At 61.6% G+C, this 13,460-nt stretch carries 12 protein-coding genes; 8 read left to right on the top strand and 4 right to left on the bottom strand.

Going from position 1 to position 13,460, the window contains the following annotated elements:
* The first annotated feature begins 156 nt into the window (after positions 1–156).
* From CO660_RS12090 to CO660_RS12060, 7 genes are all read left to right on the top strand, one after another.
* Entirely contained in the window at positions 157–1,284 is a 1,128-nt protein-coding gene (locus CO660_RS12090) for a BMP family ABC transporter substrate-binding protein (protein WP_097598878.1), read from the top strand.
* A gap of 21 nt (positions 1,285–1,305) precedes the next feature.
* Positions 1,306–2,436, top strand: coding sequence for an ABC transporter permease (locus CO660_RS12085; protein ID WP_097598877.1), 1,131 nt, complete (start codon positions 1,306–1,308; stop codon positions 2,434–2,436).
* Entirely contained in the window at positions 2,436–3,362 is a 927-nt protein-coding gene (locus CO660_RS12080) for an ABC transporter permease (RefSeq protein WP_097598876.1), read from the top strand. The genes CO660_RS12085 and CO660_RS12080 overlap by 1 nt, the downstream gene beginning before the upstream one ends.
* A 104-nt stretch (positions 3,363–3,466) precedes the next feature.
* On the top strand, positions 3,467–4,168 hold the full coding sequence (locus tag CO660_RS12075) for an isochorismatase family cysteine hydrolase (protein WP_088682443.1): 702 nt from the start codon (positions 3,467–3,469) through the stop codon (positions 4,166–4,168).
* Positions 4,165–5,715 carry an ABC transporter ATP-binding protein gene (locus tag CO660_RS12070; RefSeq protein ID WP_097598875.1) on the top strand — a complete coding sequence of 517 codons (1,551 nt, stop codon included), beginning with the start codon at positions 4,165–4,167 and terminating at the stop codon, positions 5,713–5,715. The genes CO660_RS12075 and CO660_RS12070 overlap by 4 nt, the downstream gene beginning before the upstream one ends.
* Positions 5,715–6,383 carry a cysteine hydrolase gene (locus CO660_RS12065; RefSeq protein WP_097598874.1) on the top strand — a complete coding sequence of 223 codons (669 nt, stop codon included), beginning with the start codon at positions 5,715–5,717 and terminating at the stop codon, positions 6,381–6,383. The genes CO660_RS12070 and CO660_RS12065 overlap by 1 nt, the downstream gene beginning before the upstream one ends.
* A complete protein-coding gene (locus CO660_RS12060) occupies positions 6,376–6,729 on the top strand; it encodes a cupin domain-containing protein (RefSeq protein WP_097598873.1) in 354 nt (117 codons plus the stop codon). The genes CO660_RS12065 and CO660_RS12060 overlap by 8 nt, the downstream gene beginning before the upstream one ends.
* A 185-nt stretch (positions 6,730–6,914) precedes the next feature.
* Here the strand turns inward: CO660_RS12060 and CO660_RS12055 are convergent, their stop codons facing one another.
* Positions 6,915–9,032: a carboxy terminal-processing peptidase gene (locus CO660_RS12055; protein WP_097598872.1), complete on the bottom strand. Its 2,118-nt coding sequence runs from the start codon at positions 9,030–9,032 to the stop codon at positions 6,915–6,917.
* Between the two features lie 233 nt (positions 9,033–9,265).
* Here CO660_RS12055 and CO660_RS12050 point away from each other — a divergent pair, with 233 nt between their 5' ends.
* Positions 9,266–9,556 carry a hypothetical protein gene (locus tag CO660_RS12050; protein ID WP_097598871.1) on the top strand — a complete coding sequence of 97 codons (291 nt, stop codon included), beginning with the start codon at positions 9,266–9,268 and terminating at the stop codon, positions 9,554–9,556.
* A 90-nt stretch (positions 9,557–9,646) separates the two neighbouring features.
* Here the strand turns inward: CO660_RS12050 and CO660_RS12045 are convergent, their stop codons facing one another.
* From CO660_RS12045 to CO660_RS12035, 3 genes are all read right to left on the bottom strand, one after another.
* A complete protein-coding gene (locus CO660_RS12045) occupies positions 9,647–10,846 on the bottom strand; it encodes a mandelate racemase/muconate lactonizing enzyme family protein (protein ID WP_097598870.1) in 1,200 nt (399 codons plus the stop codon).
* A gap of 16 nt (positions 10,847–10,862) precedes the next feature.
* Positions 10,863–12,224 carry a mandelate racemase/muconate lactonizing enzyme family protein gene (locus tag CO660_RS12040; RefSeq protein ID WP_097598869.1) on the bottom strand — a complete coding sequence of 454 codons (1,362 nt, stop codon included), beginning with the start codon at positions 12,222–12,224 and terminating at the stop codon, positions 10,863–10,865.
* Between the two features lie 66 nt (positions 12,225–12,290).
* On the bottom strand, positions 12,291–13,457 hold the full coding sequence (locus CO660_RS12035; protein ID WP_097598868.1) for a mandelate racemase/muconate lactonizing enzyme family protein: 1,167 nt from the start codon (positions 13,455–13,457) through the stop codon (positions 12,291–12,293).
* Positions 13,458–13,460: the final 3 nt, after the last annotated feature.

Here is a 13,460-nt window from a genome sequence, read left to right as displayed (position 1 = left end):
AATTTCAAGATGAAATTGCATGCACTTCTTGGATGTTGGCCGCAGCCGTGACAATTTCACTCGTGAAATCAACATAATAAAATCTGGCATGACCATTGCATACACTTTTCTGTAACCAATCGAAAACGGCAAAACCGCCGTCAGGGGAGCATTCCGATGACCAGACTCCTTTCCATGAAACGACGTCATTTTCTTCAGGCTTCCGCCGCCGCCACTCTCGTCGGCGCGGCGCCCGGTCTCCTCTCCTCCCGCGCGCTCGCGCAGACGGCCCTGACCGTCGGCTTCGTCTATGTCGGTCCCAAGGATGACTATGGCTACAACCAGGCGCATGCAGAGGGTGCTGCCGCCGTCAAGGCGGTGCCCGGCGTCACTGTCGTCGAGGAAGAGAACGTGCCCGAGACGGTGGACGTTCAGAAGACGATGGAATCGATGATCAATCTCGATGGCGCCACCCTGCTCTTCCCGACCTCCTTCGGCTATTTCGATCCGCATATGCTGGCCATGGCCGCCAAACATCCCGATATCCAGTTCCGCCATTGCGGCGGGCTTTGGCAGGAGGGCAAGCACCCCGCCAATACCGGCTCCTATTTCGGTTATATTTTCCAGGGGCAGTATCTGAATGGCATCGCTGCCGGCCATGCGACGAAGAGCAAGAAGATCGGCTTCGTCGCGGCCAAGCCGATCCCACAGGTGCTGCAGAACATCAATGCCTTCCTCCTCGGCGCACGCGCAGTCGATCCGACCATTACCTGCCAGGTAATTTTCACCGGCGAATGGTCGCTTGCGGTCAAGGAGGCGGAAGCCACCAACGCGCTGGTCGATCAGGGCGCGGACGTCATCACCTGCCATGTCGACAGTCCAAAGGTGGTCGTGGAAACCGCCGCCGGCCGCGGCGCCTTCGTCTGCGGCTACCACGCCAATCAGAGCCCGCTTGCGCCGGAGAAATACCTCACGGGCGCTGAATGGGCCTGGGGCAATGTCTATGGCGACTTCGTCAAGAAGGCGCAGGCCGGCGAAGAGCTCGGCAATTTCGTGCGTGGCGGCCTGAAGGACGGTTTCGTCAAGATGAGTGCGCTCGGCCCCGGCGTTTCCGAGGCGGGCCGCAAGGCATTCGAGGCGACGCATGCCGAAATGATGAAGGGCGGCTTCTCGGTCTTTAAGGGGCCGCTGAAGGATAACAAGGGCAACACCGTCGTCGCGGCCGACAAGAGCTACGCGGAAGACGCGATCGAGCTCGAAAGCATGAACTATCTGGTCGAGGGTGTCGTCGGGTCCACGGCGTAAACCGCGTGAGGGAGAAGCGCCATGACCGTTCAGGCCAATGATCCCGCAATATCAGTCGCTTCCGACGACCCAGCCGCGCTGCGCCCCCTGCTCGAATGGATCGCACGCAGGGCCGAACCTGTGGTCATCGGCCTTGCGGCCATCCTGATCGGGCTCGGGCTCTTCTCCCTCTTCATCCTGGCGATCGGCAAATCGCCGGCCATGCTCTTCCAGCTCATGTATACCGGCGGCTTCGGCAGCTGGTTTTCGGTGCAGAACAGCTTAAGCCGTGCCGCACCCCTTCTCCTGACGGCACTCTGCGTCGCCCTGCCCGCCCGCCTCGGCCTCGTCATCATCGGCGGGGAAGGAGCGGTCGTGCTGGGCGGCGTTGCCGCCGCAGCCATGGCCATGCCGCTTGTCGGCGCGGCCCCCGTGTTTCCCGCTCTTGTTCTGATGGCGATTGCCGCCATGGTCGTCGGCGGCATCTGGATCGGCTTTGCCGGCTTCCTGCGCCATTACCGCGGCGTCAACGAAACCATTTCTTCGCTGCTGCTCTCCTATATCGCCATCGCCCTGATGAACCAGTTCGTCGAGGGGCCGCTACGCGATCCGGCCAGTCTCAACAAGCCCTCGACCAAGCCGCTGCCGCCCGAATACATGCTCGGCAACATTCCCGGCATGGATGTGCATTGGGGCCTCGTGATCGGCATGCTCGCCTGCATCCTCTCCTGGATATTGATCGAGGTGACGAGCTTCGGTTTTGCGGCACGCATCGCCGGCGGCAATGTGCGCGCCGCCCAGATCCAAGGTCTGCCGGTCGGCAGGCTGATCGCAGGCTTTTCCGCGATCGCCGGCAGCTTCGCAGGTCTTGCCGGCATGATCGAGGTCGTGGCCGTCCAGGGGAGCGCCAATGCCTCGCTCGCCGCGGGTTATGGCTATACCGGCATCCTCGTCGCCTTCCTCGCCCGCCACAATCCGCTGGCGATCATCCCGGTCGCGATCCTGCTCGGGGGCATCGATGCTTCTGGCGGCCTCATCCAGCGCCGCATGGGCCTGCCCGATGCCACGGTGCTGGTGCTGCAGGGTACGCTCTTCATCATCATCCTCTTCTGCGAGACCTTCTACGGGCGCTTCAAGATCTTCAATCCCGACCTCTGGAAAAGGAGCCTCTGATGGAAGAGACGGGCATCGGCATCTGGGGCGTGCCGCTCGCGATCCTGGCGGGCGCCATCCGCGTATCCACCCCCTTCATCTTCGTCAGCCTCGGCGAGACGATCACCGAGCGCTCCGGCCGCATCAATCTCGGCCTGGAAGGGACGCTCGTCTTCGGTGCGATGACGGCCTACGCCGTAGCCGTCATGACCAACTCGCCCTGGCTCGGCGTGCTCGCCGCCATGGCGACCGGCGCCATCTTCGGTCTCGTTCACGGCTGGATCTGCAAATGGCCGAAGGTGAACGACATCGCGATCGGCATCGCCATGATGCAGTTCGGCTTGGGCCTCGCCTTCTTCCTCGGCAAGTCCTTCATTCAGCCTGCAGCGCCGCATCTGCCGTCGATTCCCTTCGGTTTCTGGTCGAGCCTGCCGCAGATCCAGGCAGCGCTGAACATCAATGTTCTCTTCATCCTGGGGGCCCTGCTGGCCTTCACCCTCTGGTGGGCCTTCCGGAATACGCGGCTGGGCCTCATCCTGCGCGTCGTCGGTGACAGCACGGATGCGGCGCGCGCCATGGGCATCAATCCGGATCGGGTCCGCCTGCTGGCCACTGCCGTCGGCGGGTCGCTGGCGGCGATCGGCGGCGCCTACCTATCGCTGTATTATCCCGGATCGTGGAACGAGGGCATTTCTTCGGGCCAAGGCCTGATGGCCGTCGCACTCGTCATCTTCGCCCGCTGGAACCCAATCGGTTGCTTCCTCGCCGCGCTGCTATTCGGCGGCGCCGGTGCGCTCGGGCCGGCGTTGCAATCGATCGGCGTCACCCAGGGCTATTATCTCTTCTATGCCGCGCCCTACGTGCTCACCCTCGCCATCATGATCGCGACCTCCTCACCGACACGTTCGCTTGCCGGTGCGCCGGGGGCGCTCTCGCTGACGAAGTGAGGCGGGAGCAACTGATGTCCAACCGCGGCGCATTGAACGGATCGAAACGGTCGAACCGCGGCAGCAAAACATTCAAACTTCCGGGTGAATAGGAGAAGAAGACGATGGACGCCATGGTTGAGACCAAAGGACATTATATCGACGCCGATCCCTATCCCTGGCCCTATAACGGCGCACTGCGCCCGGACAATACGGCCCTCATCATCATCGACATGCAGACCGATTTCTGCGGCAAGGGCGGTTATGTCGATCACATGGGTTACGATCTGTCGCTGGTTCAGGCGCCGATCGAACCGATCAAGCGCGTGCTGGCCGCCATGCGCGCCAAGGGCTATCACATCATCCACACCCGCGAGGGTCATCGCCCCGATCTCGCCGACCTGCCGGCCAACAAGCGCTGGCGTTCACAGCGCATTGGCGCAGGCATCGGCGATCCTGGCCCGTGCGGACGCATCCTCACACGCGGCGAACCCGGGTGGGACATCATTCCTGAACTCTACCCGATCGAAGGCGAGACGATCATCGATAAGCCCGGCAAGGGCTCGTTTTGCGCCACCGACCTGGAGCTGATCCTCAACCAGAAGCGCATCGAGAACATCATCCTCACCGGGATCACCACCGACGTCTGCGTTTCAACCACGATGCGCGAGGCGAACGACCGCGGCTTCGAATGCCTGCTGCTGGAGGACTGCTGCGGCGCGACCGATTACGGCAATCATCTCGCTGCCATCAAGATGGTGAAGATGCAGGGGGGCGTCTTCGGCTCCGTCTCCAATTCCGCAACGCTCGTGAGCCAGCTGCCATGAGCACGATCCGCGACACGCCCCTTCCGCAGGCCGGCAAGGCCGTCGGCATCGATACGATAGACATGACAATGCGCTTCGGCAGCTTCACCGCGCTTGACCATGTCTCGATCAAGGTGCCAGCCGGTAGTTTCCATGCGCTGCTCGGCGAGAACGGCGCCGGCAAGTCGACGCTCGTCAAATGCATCATGGGTTTCTATCACGCGACAGCGGGCTCGCTCTCCATCGATGGTCGCGAAGTGGCGATCGCATCGCCCAGGGACGCGGCGACCTATGGCCTCGGCATGGTCTATCAGCACTTCACGCTGGTCCCGTCGCTGACGGGTGCCGAAAACCTCGTCATCAGCCGCGCCGAAGTCCCTGCTGTCATCAACTGGGCGAAGGAGCGGAAGGATCTCGCCGCCTTCATGGAGCGCATGCCCTTTCAGATTCCGCTGGATCGCCCGGTCAGCGAACTGGCCGCCGGCGAGAAACAGAAGCTCGAGATCGTCAAGCAGCTCTATCTCGGCCGCTCCTTTCTGGTCCTCGACGAGCCGACCTCGGTGCTGACGCCCGCAGAAGCCGACGAGATGCTCGGCCTCGTGCGCGGGATGACGGAGCGCGGCGAACTGACCGTGCTGATGATCTCCCACAAGTTCCATGAGGTGACGAAGTTTGCCAATGCCGTATCGATTCTGCGGCGCGGCAAGCTTGTCGGCTCTGGAAAAGTCGGGGAAGTCTCCACGGCCGAGATGGCGACGATGATGATCGGCGACGTCAAGCTCGCCGAGCTCGACAGCCGCGTTCCCACCCCGCAGAGCGTCAAGCCGGTCCTCAAGGTCGAGCAGGTCAAGGCGCCTGACCGCTCGGGTCTCAAGACCATCGAAATCGACGAGCTCATGGTTCACGCCGGCGAGATCGTCGGCATCGCCGGGATATCAGGAAATGGCCAGAAGGAATTGACCGAAATCCTCGCCGGCCAGCGCCCAACGGAGACCGGCCGCGTTATCGTCAACGGCGACGCCTACCGCGCGACACGGCCCGAGACGCGCAAGAACAATGTCCGTTTTATTCCCGAGGAGCCGCTGCAGAATGCCTGTGCGCCGCGCATGACGGTCAGCGAAAATCTCGCCTTTCGAACGTTTGACCTCAAGGCAGATGGAAAGGACGCGATCTGGCTGAACAAGGGCAAGATGAGGAAGCGCGCCGCGGCGCTGATTTTCGATTTCAAGGTGAAGACAGCCTCGTCTGCCTCGCCGATCGCGGCACTTTCCGGCGGCAATGTGCAGCGCGCCGTGCTTGCCCGTGAACTCACCGGCAAGGTGGATCTGCTCATCGTCTCGAACCCGTGCTTCGGCCTGGATTTCTCGGCCGTCGCCGAAATCCGCGCCCGCATCATGAAAGCGCGCAATGCTGGCGCTGCCGTGTTGCTGCTCTCCGAGGACCTCGACGAGCTGCTGGAGATGTCCGATCGCATCATGGTGATTTCCGAAGGTAGGCTGGTCTACGAAACGCCGGCCCGCTCAGCCGACATCGGCGTGATCGGCGCCCATATGGCGGGGCATCACTGATGGCGGAGATCAAGGCAGAACCCTTCGCCTTTCCGGTGAAGCACGACCAGCTCGCCCTGATCGTCATCGACATGCAGCGTGATTTCGCCGAGCCCGGCGGCTTCGGCGCCAGCCTCGGCAATGATGTCAGCCGCATCACCAGGATCGTGCCCGATGTCAAACGACTCATCCAGGGCTTTCGTTATGCCGGGCTGCCGGTCATTCACACGATGGAATGCCATCGGCCCGATCTTTCGGATCTGCCGCCGGCGAAACGCGACCGCGGCAATCCGACACTCAGGATCGGCGACGAAGGCCCCATGGGCCGCATCCTGATCTCCGGCGAGCCCGGCACAGCAATTCTGCCGGAGCTTGCTCCGGTCAAAGGCGAGGTCGTCATCGAAAAACCGGGCAAGGGCGCCTTCTATGCGACCAAGCTCGGCGAAGTGCTGCAGCAGAAAGGTATCAAACAGCTGGTTTTCGCAGGCGTGACGACCGAAGTCTGCGTGCAGACCACCATGCGTGAGGCCAACGACCGCGGCTATGAATGCCTGCTCGCCGAGGAGGCCACGGAAAGCTATTTTCCGGAGTTCAAGGCCGCAGCCATCGCCATGATCCGCGCCCAGGGTGCAATCGTCGGCTGGACGGCTCATGTCGACGCCATATTGGAAAGCATCGCCCATGCCTGAAACAACCCGCGAATTGCTGACCTCAGGTGGCTGGAAGGATCTCGAGTTCGGCCCCTTCCGCGATCAGGTGACGATCCACTGGATCCGACCCTTTGAGGGTGATCAGCCAGGAGTAGCGCTGCTGAAATATGAAGCCGGCGCCGGCGTTCCCCGCCACCGGCATGATGGGCTCGAAACAATTCTCGTGCTCGACGGCGTGCAATCGGATGAAGCGGGCGATTACGGCCGCGGCAGCTACATCGTCAACGGGCCCGGCACCGAGCACTCGGTCTGGAGCGAAACCGGCTGCGTCGTCCTCATCCAGTGGGACCGGCCCGTCAGAATACTGGAAGAGAAAACAGTATGAAGCAAACGATACCACCGCGCGGCCGGGATTGGCAGATCGATCGAGTTGATAAAGCTTCCGCTTCCAGTTCCAGCCCCCTTAGAATGACTTGCAGTTGAGCGGATTCGAACTGTCGTTAAACGGACATCTCGCATCATCAACGGTTAGGGCATTCCAAACGACATAGTGCAGTTTATCGGCGCCGCCTATTTCTGCTCCGCCTTTCCCGACGGCTTCGTGGCTGCCTCTACAGCGCCGCCCTGCAAATCCGCCTCGTCCCCGACAATGGCGGCGGCCTCGTCGAGCAGGACGTCCTTCGCCTTCTTGCGGGCATTTTCCATGGCGATATCGGCGCTCAGGCTGCGCTCATCCGCCTGCAGGCCGTCGTCGCCGGCAAGATCGTCGCCATCGCCGGCTTCGGCGCGCGCCTTGAACCGTGCTTCCCGGGCGGCCGCTTCCTTGCGGCGTTCGGCTTCGTTCAGGGAAACGACGCCCTTCTCGCGCTGCGCCTTCAGATCGGCGATGTCCTGCAGCAGACGCTGGAAATCCTGATCGCCCTTGATCCGCGCTTCATGGCGGCTCTGCAAAGCCGGCAGCAATGCCGTAACATCACCTTCCGGCGCATATTTCGCCGGCTTGATCTCCGCCCATGGCAGGGCATTGTCATAACTGGTCTCGCCGAAGTTCGCCAGATCCGACAGTCCCGGCAGGCTGATATCGGGGGTAACGCCGCGCAGCTGCGTCGTGCCGCCGTTGATCCGGAAAAACTGGGCGATCGTCACCTTCAGCTCGCCGAATTCGGGTTTGCTGTTGTGGACCACCTGGTCGAGATCGACGACCGTCTGAACCGTGCCCTTGCCGAAACTGGGCTCGCCGATGATCACGCCGCGGCCGTAATCCTGGATTGCCGCGGCAAAAATCTCCGAAGCCGAAGCCGAGCCGCGGTTGATCAGAACGCCCAATGGGCCCGTCCAGGCAGGCGTTTTAAGGTCGGCGCTCTTGACCTCAATCTTGCCGTTGCCGGCGCGCTGCTGAACGACCGGGCCCTTGCCGATGAAGAGGCCGGTGAGATCGATCGCCTCATCAAGCGAACCGCCGCCATTGTTGCGAAGATCGATGAGAACGCCGTCGACCTTTTCCTCGCTCAGTTCGCCGAGAAGCTTGGCGACATCGCGGCTGGCGCTCTTGTAATCCTTGTCGCCCTTGTTCTTGGCTTCAAAATCCTCATAAAAGACCGGCAGGGTGATGATGCCGATCTTGCGCGTGGTCTCGCCCGCCTTCACCGACAGCACGGTCTTCCTGGCGGCCTGCTTGTCGAGGCTGATCTTGTCGCGCACCAGGCTGACGACGCGATGCACGCCGTCGGCGCCGGCATCGGCCGGCAGGATGTCGAGCCGCACCACCGAGCCTTTCTTGCCGCGGATCATCTGCACGACCTCATCGAGACGGGTGCCCACCACTTCCTTGATCGGCCCGTCCTTGCCCTGGCCGACGCCGGTGATGCGGTCGCCGACGGCGAGCTTGCCGGAGAGCTGCGCCGGCCCCCCGGGCACGAGTTCGCGGATCGTCGTATAATCGTCCCGCTCCTGCAGAACCGCGCCGATGCCGAATAGCGACAGCTTCATCGAGACGTTGAAATCGGCCGAAGCAGTCGCACCGAAATAATCCGTGTGCGGGTCGATCGAATTCGAATAGGCGTCCATGAAGGACTGGAAGACGTCGTCGCTCTTGAACTTGTAAGCGCGCTCGAGCGTGTTCTCATAGCGTTTGTCGAGCGTCTCGCGAATGGCCGCATCGTCCTTGCCGCCGAGCTTCAACCGCAGCCAATCGTTTTTGACGCGCTTGCGCCAGAGATCGTTGCTTTCGGCTTCCGACTGCGGCCAGGGCGCCTTGTCGCGCAGCACTGCATAATCTTCCTTGCCGCTGAAGTCGAAGCCCTGCTTGAGCAGGCTGCGCGCATAGGTCATGCGGTCGACGACGCGCCGTTCATAGGCGTTGAAGATGGCAAAGGGGATCTTCAGGTCCTGCCGCTCGATGGCGTCGTCGATCTCGTTGCGGTCAGCCATGAACTTGTCGATGTCGGCCTGCAGGAAGAGCATGCGGTCGGGATCAAGCGACTTGATGAACTGATCCATCACCCTCGCCGAGAGAGCATCGTCGAGGGGAACCGGCTTGTAGCTGTATCGCGACAGAAATTGCGCGCTCAATTCAGCCGCCTGGGCCTGCCGCGTCAGCGGCTTCAAGACGGGTGGCGCTGCGACCTCGGCATAGGCGGACGGGGCGAGTGCAAGAAATGCACCGAGAAAAACATAGGCTATGCGCATTCAGTCTTGATCCAATTCTTAATGCCGAGGGTGGATGTATGAACTAAGTGAGGCAATTGTGGTTTTTTGGCAAGCAGGGGAGAATTGTTGGCCCACGAAGCCAGAAAAAACGATCCGGCGACGAGTATTGCGGTGGCGGGCACAAATCGCACCCACGGGCGCTCGCAAAGTTTGGGTTGACCGCTTTCGGCGGCGAGGCGACAGTTGAGCAGCAGCAAGGCAGGAGGAACATGATGGACGAGCAAGACCGCTGGCGCCAGATGGCAAGCGCACCGAGAGACGGCAGCCGCATCCTGGTGACGATCCGAGCATCCGAACAGGGGCCGGCGGAAGTCGACCTTGCCTACTGGTCGCATGGCGACCAGTTCGGCGCCGAAGGCTGGCGCGCCTCGGATTCTTCGCCCGGGCACATCATCGAATATGCCGAACCCGAGTTGAAGTGCTGGATGCCGATGCCCTCGGCCACGATGCCTTCGCCCTGGGAAGGCGACGAAGACGAGGAGCTCGACGGGTCGGGGATTTGAAGACTCGGCAGCCACCTACAATCGTCCTGCGGCTTCGACGGGCCCTGTTCCTGGCGACCGACAAGATAGGCACGGCAGGTGGAGAGAGGTTCAGTCGAAAAAGCCCGCATCCTCTTCCATGAGATATTTCCTGGCTCCTTCGGCGTCGATGTCGAGCCCCAGCCCCGGCGCTTCCAGCAGATCCACCATGCTGTCCTTGACGATCTGCGGCGGCAGGCCGATGACCAGATCCTCCCACCAGGGGTCCGAAGCCGTCGGATATTCGAAGGCGACGTAGTTTGCCGGCAGCGTGGCGCAGACATTGATCAGTGCGCCGAGGCCGAGCAGGCCGTTGGCGGTGCCGTGCGGTGCCATCAGGATCGAATGCATGTAGGCGTGCTCGGCGACCCATTTGAGCTCGGCCATGCCGCCGATATCGGCCGGGTCGGGGCCAATGACGCGGACCGCCTGCGTCTCGATCAGTTCCTTGAAATTGTGCCTGAGGTAGATCTGCTCACCGGTGTGGATTGGCGTCGAGGTCGAGGTTGTCAGTTCCCGATAGGCCTGCGGGTTGACCCACGGCACGTAGTCGCCTGTCAGCATGTCCTCGAGCCACATCAAATTGTACTTCTCGACCGCGCGAGCGAATTTGATCGCATCCGGCAGCATCCAGCCCGGGCCGCAGTCGAGCGCCAGGCTGACCTTGTCGCCCAGCACTTCCTTCATTGCGATCACGCAGTCGAGCATATGGTTGAACCCACGCTCGCTGATCACGCCCTGATCCATGGCACCGTGATAGCCGGCCTTCTTCTGCGTCACGCCGTAGTGGAAACCCTCGATGGTGTCCTTCATGTTGGAATGGAAAGAAATTCCTTGCTTGATCATGAAGAAGTTCTGCGGCTGCTCCATCATCCATTTGACGTCAGCGGCGTAATCCTCCGGCCGGTCGCCGGTGCGTTTCTGGCGGACCGAGCCGTTGTAGACGCGCACCTTGTCCCGCACCTTGCCGCCGAGCAGTTTATAGGCCGGCACGCCCGCAGCCTTGCCGGCGATATCCCACAGCGCATGCTCGATCGCGCTCACCGCCGCGCCATACGGCTTGAAGGAGCCACGCTGGCGGATCTTCAGCATCACTCTTTCGACGTCGGTCGGGTCCTCGCCGATCAGCGCCTCACGAAAATGCAGCACAAAGGGCTTGAGATAGGTCTTGGTGAATTCGACTTCGCCCAGGCCATAGAGGCCCTCGTCGGTGACGATGCGGACGATCGGGTGTCTGCCGATAACGGCACAGCGCAGGTCGGTGATCTTCATCTCAGTTCCATCAGCCTCAACTCCAGGTGCGATCCCAGGAATACTCATCATCCCAGTGATCCGTCGGCTGCCAGATGCCGGCGACGCCCGGCTGCAGATGCTGCGAGATCACCTCGTCGACGACGTCGTCGATCCCCAGGCCCGGCTTATCCGAAACAGTGATGAAGCCATTTGTCACCAGCGGCTTGGGAAGGCCGGTGACGATATCGTCCCACCAGTCGACATCGGCGGAATGGTATTCGAGCGCCATGAAATTTTCGGTCGCGGTCGCGACATGTGCGGCGGCCATCGCGGCGATCGGACTTTCTGCCATGTGGATGGCCATGGCGACACCCCGGTCCTGCGCCATGTCGCCGATCTTCTTGGTCTCTAGGATGCCTCCACTGGTGAGCAGGTCAGGATGGATAACGGAGACACCGCCGCTGTTCAGCAGCGGCTCGAAGCCCTCCTTGAGATATATATCCTCGCCGGTGCAGATCGGCACCGTGGTGGCGTCCTGGAGTTGTCGGTATTGCTCGGTGTACTGCCATGGGATCACATCCTCCAGCCAGGCCGGCACATATTTTTCGATCCGCCTGGCAAGGCGGATGCCATTCTGCATCGAAATATGTCCGATATGGTCGATCGCCAGCGGTACATCCATGCCGATGACCTCACGGACCTCGGCGATGTATTGCTCGAGCAGATCGAGGCCCTTGTCCGAAAAGTGCAGACCGGTAAACGGGTGCGGGACGTTATGCAGATCGTACGAAGCGTTGCGGATCCGCCGCTCTTCTATGGTCTTCAGCGGCCCCCGAACGGGACTGGTTCGGTACCCTTCCAGTGAACCGGCAGGAAAGACGACCGCACCGGGCACATCTGCGATCTGCATCAGACCCAGATCCATCTTGAGGAAGGTGAAGCCGAGCTCCATGCGCTGCTTGAGGCGCCTGCCGGTTGCGGTGCCGCTCGCCACAGCGGCGTCGGTATCGCAATAGAGGCGCACTTTCTCCCGGAAACGCCCGCCAAGCATCTGGTAGATCGGGACGCCATAGGCTTTTCCGGCAAGATCCCACAAGGCGATTTCAACCGCCGATACGCCGCCACCTTGCCGGCCGTGGCCACCGAACTGCTTGATCCGGCGAAACAGGCGGTCGATGTCGCAAGGATTTTCGCCAAGCAACCGGCTCTTCAGCATCAGTGCGTAGGTGGCGCTTGCACCGTCGCGCACTTCGCCCAGCCCGACGATGCCTTGGTTCGTGTGAATCTTGAGCAGCACCGAGGCGAAAGGCGCGCCGGTAATTTCGGCTACCCGCATGTCGGTGATGCGAAGGTCTGACGGCCTGGAATGCGTGTTCACCCGATTGAGCGCCTCGTCGGCCGAATATGCCTCTGGCATGACTGTTCCTCGTTCTGGTGGGGAGCCCATCGCCGCGCACGTTGGGGCGGCCGAGAGCGTTGCTGGCTAGTCGAACTCTATTTCATGGTCTTGAAGGTATTCGCGGTTCATCTCAACGCCGAGACCCGGCTTGGACGTAAGCGTGAGGCTGCCGTTAGAAACATCGAGTGGTGTGTCGATCAGGTGATCGTATTTGCCGAGGTTCCACTCTGACGTTTCAAGCTTGTAGAAATTCGGAACGGTCATCATCACCTGCGCTCCGGCAACCACGTTGATCGGCCCTGAGGCGTCATGCGGCGAGACGGGGATGTAATAGGCTTCGCACAGGGCAGAAATCTTCTTGAGTTCGGTAATGCCGCCGGTCCAGGTGACATCGGGCATGATGTAGTCGGCGAGCCTGTTTTCGAGCACCGGCACGAAATCCCATTTCGTGTGGCCGCGCTCGCCCCATGAGATGGGGGCGCTGACCTTCTCGCGGACCTGCCTGAGAGCGTTGAGGCTCTCCGGTGGGCAGGGCTCCTCGAACCAGTCGATCTGACCGGCTTCCTCGAGGCTCCGACAAAGGCGAATGGCGGTGGGAACGTCGAACCGGCCATGCGCATCGATGAGGATGTCGACGTCAGCACCCGCCGTTTCGCGGATCAGAGCGGTGAGTTCGGCGGCCTCACGCTCATCCTTGCGCGTCATGCTGCCATCGAGGTAGCCGTTTCGTTGTTCGCGAGCCAGTCCACCAGAGGCGATGCCCTGGTATGGGAAAGGATCGAACTTGAGCGCGGTGTGACCGGACTCGACGATGTCTCGAATTTCCCTGACCACCGCCTCCTTGCTTGTAAACTTGGCCTGGTTGGGATGGGTGTAGAGCGCAATTTGATCGCGTACCGGTCCGCCCAGGAGCTCGTATATCGGCTTGCCAAGGACTTTGCCCCGGATGTCCCAAAGGGCTATGTCGATGGCGCTGACGCATTCGACGGCGGCGCCGCGACTGCCCATATAGGTGAAGCTGCGGAATTTCTTGTGCCACAGATACTCGATGCGGGCCGGATCCTCACCCGTCAAAGCAGCGCCGATCTGCCGCAAGATCGTGCACAGGGCCCGATTGGCGAGCCTTGTCGTGGTGGTGATCTCTCCCCAGCCGCTCACCCCTTCGTCGGTCGTCACTTCGACGAACAGGAACTCTCCCCAATAGGAAGCATCGGACTTGATCAGCCACGGCCGAACGCTGGTGATTTTCATCTC

Source organism: Rhizobium sp. L9 (assembly GCF_002531885.1).
In the GTDB taxonomy this organism is placed as follows: Bacteria; Pseudomonadota; Alphaproteobacteria; order Rhizobiales; family Rhizobiaceae; genus Rhizobium.
The sequence above is the reverse complement of the archived record's forward strand: the minus strand, read 5'-3'. Positions and strand labels throughout refer to the sequence as shown.

Excerpts from the sequence above, each read along its gene's own strand:
- CO660_RS12085 (WP_097598877.1), top strand. The coding sequence starts at position 1,306 with ATGACCGTTCAGGCCAATGATCCCGCAATATCAGTCGCTTCCGACGAC.
- CO660_RS12080 (WP_097598876.1), top strand. The coding sequence starts at position 2,436 with ATGGAAGAGACGGGCATCGGCATCTGGGGCGTGCCGCTCGCGATCCTG.
- CO660_RS12065 (WP_097598874.1), top strand. The coding sequence starts at position 5,715 with ATGGCGGAGATCAAGGCAGAACCCTTCGCCTTTCCGGTGAAGCACGAC.
- CO660_RS12070 (WP_097598875.1), top strand. The coding sequence starts at position 4,165 with ATGAGCACGATCCGCGACACGCCCCTTCCGCAGGCCGGCAAGGCCGTC.
- CO660_RS12075 (WP_088682443.1), top strand. The coding sequence starts at position 3,467 with ATGGACGCCATGGTTGAGACCAAAGGACATTATATCGACGCCGATCCC.
- CO660_RS12090 (WP_097598878.1), top strand. The coding sequence starts at position 157 with ATGACCAGACTCCTTTCCATGAAACGACGTCATTTTCTTCAGGCTTCC.
- CO660_RS12035 (WP_097598868.1), bottom strand. The coding sequence starts at position 13,457 with ATGAAAATCACCAGCGTTCGGCCGTGGCTGATCAAGTCCGATGCTTCC.
- CO660_RS12050 (WP_097598871.1), top strand. The coding sequence starts at position 9,266 with ATGGACGAGCAAGACCGCTGGCGCCAGATGGCAAGCGCACCGAGAGAC.
- CO660_RS12060 (WP_097598873.1), top strand. The coding sequence starts at position 6,376 with ATGCCTGAAACAACCCGCGAATTGCTGACCTCAGGTGGCTGGAAGGAT.
- CO660_RS12045 (WP_097598870.1), bottom strand. The coding sequence starts at position 10,846 with ATGAAGATCACCGACCTGCGCTGTGCCGTTATCGGCAGACACCCGATC.
- CO660_RS12055 (WP_097598872.1), bottom strand. The coding sequence starts at position 9,032 with ATGCGCATAGCCTATGTTTTTCTCGGTGCATTTCTTGCACTCGCCCCG.
- CO660_RS12040 (WP_097598869.1), bottom strand. The coding sequence starts at position 12,224 with ATGCCAGAGGCATATTCGGCCGACGAGGCGCTCAATCGGGTGAACACG.